General features: G+C 72.0%; 5 protein-coding genes. All 5 read right to left on the reverse strand.

Annotation, left to right across the window (positions count from 1 at the left end):
* On the reverse strand, positions 1 to 390 hold a 390-nt coding region (locus N869_RS13945), incomplete at its 3' end, for an FGGY family carbohydrate kinase (protein ID WP_035062583.1).
* Between the two features lie 62 nt (positions 391 to 452).
* Positions 453 to 1130, reverse strand: a complete 678-nt coding sequence (locus N869_RS13950; RefSeq protein ID WP_232229765.1) for a CE1759 family FMN reductase — start codon at positions 1128 to 1130, stop codon at positions 453 to 455.
* The gene (locus N869_RS13955) at positions 1127 to 2302 is read right to left on the reverse strand and encodes an LLM class flavin-dependent oxidoreductase (RefSeq protein ID WP_052105595.1); all 1176 of its coding nucleotides are present in this window, start codon (positions 2300 to 2302) and stop codon (positions 1127 to 1129) included. The genes N869_RS13950 and N869_RS13955 overlap by 4 nt, the downstream gene beginning before the upstream one ends.
* A gap of 115 nt (positions 2303 to 2417) precedes the next feature.
* Positions 2418 to 2597, reverse strand: a complete 180-nt coding sequence (locus N869_RS13960; protein WP_035062584.1) for a hypothetical protein — start codon at positions 2595 to 2597, stop codon at positions 2418 to 2420.
* Positions 2598 to 2737: 140 nt separating this feature from the next.
* Positions 2738 to 3095 (reverse strand): substrate-binding domain-containing protein (locus N869_RS13965; protein WP_035062586.1); only part of this gene is annotated, 358 nt, incomplete at its 5' end.

Genomic DNA, 3095 nt, shown 5'->3' on the forward strand with positions numbered 1-3095 from the left:
GAGCCACGCCAGGGTCGCCAGCGGGACCTTCGCCGCGGGCCGCACCCCCGTGCGGGCGAACAGCTCCTCCCGCCCCAGGGTGCGCGCGAGGCCCTCGGCCTGGGCGCCTGCACGGTGCCCGTCCCAGCGCAGCAAGGGGGTCAGCGGCCGGGCGTCGGCGTCGAGCGCGGCACCGGTCTCTGCCATGGACGCGACACCGACCACGTCCGGGACGGCACCACGGCCGAGCACCTCGGCCACCACGGCCACCACGGTGGCCAGCAGCTCGGTCACCTGGTCGGGTGTGGGCCGCGACGCGACGGCCAGCTCACCGACCTCGACCCCCTCCACGCAGGCCAGGACGGCCTTGGTGCTGGTCGAGCCGACATCGATCCCCAGGGCGGTCACCACCGGACCATCCTGCCGGACGCCCGCGCGGGCCCGCCCCCGCGACCGGGGCGGTCGTTGCACGCTCAGGACCTGCCGCGGAGCATCTCCTCGAACGACGCCGTCAGGGCCATCGGGTCGTGGGCGGCGCGGCGCGGACGGGACGCGACGACCTCGGCGAGCTCCTGGGTGGCCCGTCGTACGCGGTCGGCGAGGGGGGCGACGACGTCGTCCTCACGGACGCCGCTGCTGCTCCCGAAGTCGTCGGTCGCCGCGAACACCCCGGTGGGCAGCGCCAGGGCGTTGAGGTAGGCGAACAGCGGTCGCATCGCGTGGTCGATGGCCAGGGAGTGCCTGGCGGTCCCGGCGGTCGCAGCGAGCAGGACGGGCACGCCGGCCAGCACGTCCTCGTCCAGGACGTCGAAGAACGACTTGAACAGACCGTTGTAGGAGCCGCTGAAGATCGGCGAGACCGCGATCAGCGCGTCGGCGTCCACCACGTGGTCGATCGCCGTCTGCAGGTCCGGCGGGGCGAACCCGGTCAGGAGCATGTTGGTGAGGTCCTGGGCGTGGGTCCGCAGGCCGACCTGGGTGACGTGCACCTGCAGGTCCCGGTCGCCGAGGGCGTCCCGGGTGCCCTCGGCGAGCCGGTCGGCCAGCAGCTGGGTGCTCGAGGGCTGCCGCAGGCCGGCGGAGACGACCGCGACCCGTACGGCACCCTCCCGGTCCCCCTCACCCCCGGGGTGCCGCAGCGTGGTGCTCACCGGGCACCGACGGGCTGCTCGACCTGGCGGTGCAGGGTGCCGTCGGCGCGGCCCAGCAGGCTGCCGTCGACGTCGGCGTACACGGTCACGTCCTGCGGCCCGCCCGCCGCCTCGACCCGTGCGGCGTGCGTGGGCGCGTCGGGGACGTGGGCCGGACGACCGTCGGCGAGCTCCTTGCGCAGCACCGGCACGACCTCGCCGCCCAGGATCTCGATCTGCTCCAGGACCGTCGACAGCGGCAGGCCGGCGTGGTCGATGAGGAAGAGCTGTCGCTGGTAGTCGCCCACGTGGTCGCGCATCTCGGCGTACCGGTCGATGACCTGCTGGGGGCTGCCGACCGTCAGGGGCGTCTGGGCGGTGAAGTCCTCCAGCGAGGGCCCGTGGCCGTAGACGGGGGCGTTGTCGAAGTACGGGCGGAACTCACGGACGGCGTCCTGGCTGCGCGGCCGCATGAACACCTGCCCCCCGAGCCCGACGATCGCCTGGTCGGCACGGCCGTGGCCGTGGTGCTCGAACCGGTTGCGGTAGAGCTCGACCATCTGCTTGGTGTGGTGGACGGGCCAGAAGATGTTGTTGTGGAAGTACCCGTCGCCGTAGTACGCCGCCTGCTCGGCGATCTGCGGGGACCGGATCGAGCCGTGCCAGACGAAGGGCGGCACGCCGTCCAGCGGGCGCGGCGTCGAGGTGAAGGACTGCAGCGGGGTGCGGAAGCGCCCCTCCCAGTCCACGACGTCCTCCCGCCACAGGCGGTGCAGCAGGGCGTAGTTCTCGACGGCGAGCTGCATCCCGTTGCGGATGTCCTGGCCGAACCACGGGTAGACGGGCCCGGTGTTGCCGCGGCCCATGATCAGGTCCACCCGGCCCTGGGCAAGGTGCTGCAGCATCGCGTAGTCCTCGGCGATCTTCACCGGGTCGTTGGTGGTGATCAGCGTGGTCGCGGTGGACAGCACGATCCGCTCGGTGCGGGCGGCGACGTAGCCCAGGAGCGTGGTGGGCGAGGACGGCACGAACGGGGGGTTGTGGTGCTCACCGCTGGCGAAGACGTCGAGGCCGACCTCCTCGGCCTTGCGCGCGATCGCCACCATCGCCTCGATGCGCTCGTGCTCGGTGGGCATCGTGCCGGTGGTCGGGTCGCGGGTCACGTCGCCGACGCTGAAGACTCCGAACTGCATCATGATGGCTCTCCCGCCTCGAGGTTGGTACAACATTCAACCAGTCGAGGACGAGAACCGCGAGCCCCCCTCCGCTATTCCCGCGCTCGCGCACAGGCGCCGACGCGGGGTGGGGTCATGCGCAGGCCGTGCCGGGCACCCCCGTGTCGATCTCGCGGGCGACCCGCCGGCGACAGCGGGCCAGGACCCCTGGGACACCGGAGTCGACCCAGTCGTCGTGCTCGTCGACCGAGGGACCGGCGCCGACCACACCGGTGGCGCGCGCCTCGAGAAGGGAGACGTCAGAAGGAGCCATGGCGGTTCCACCTCCAGAACGGGTCTTGTGATCGTCCAAGACTCGCCCCCCAACCCGTCAAGGAGTAGGGACCAAAGTCACGGTAGGTAAAAGCACGGCAAAAGCCGTCGCCATGGGCTGGTAAGTTCAGGCGCCCGGTCTCACCCCGTCGCCGGGGCTCGGGCCGTCGTGCCGCGTTCGACCCACCGCGCCACCGGCGACCACTGGTCGGCGATCGGGCGACCGTCCAGCCGGTCGATCACCGCCTGACCCACGTCTCGCCCGAACCGGTGGACGTCCACACCCATCACCGTCAGCGGCGGGTTGGCCAACCGGCACGCCGCAGAGTCGTCCCACGCCACCAGGCTCACCCGGCCGGGGACGTCCACGCCCATGTCCTGCGCCGTACGCAGACCTGCGAGCGCCATCAGGTCGTTGTCGTAGAGGATCGCGGTCGGTGGCAGCGTCGACATGAGCAGCCTCCGCGTCAGATCGGCCCCCGACTCCTCGGTGTAGTCA

This window comes from Cellulomonas bogoriensis 69B4 = DSM 16987 (assembly GCF_000767165.1).
GTDB lineage: Bacteria > Actinomycetota > Actinomycetes > Actinomycetales > Cellulomonadaceae > Actinotalea > Actinotalea bogoriensis.

Coding starts and splice junctions, on each gene's coding strand:
- N869_RS13955 (WP_052105595.1), bottom strand. CDS start 2,302: ATGCAGTTCGGAGTCTTCAGCGTCGGCGACGTGACCCGCGACCCGACC.
- N869_RS13960 (WP_035062584.1), bottom strand. CDS start 2,597: ATGGCTCCTTCTGACGTCTCCCTTCTCGAGGCGCGCGCCACCGGTGTG.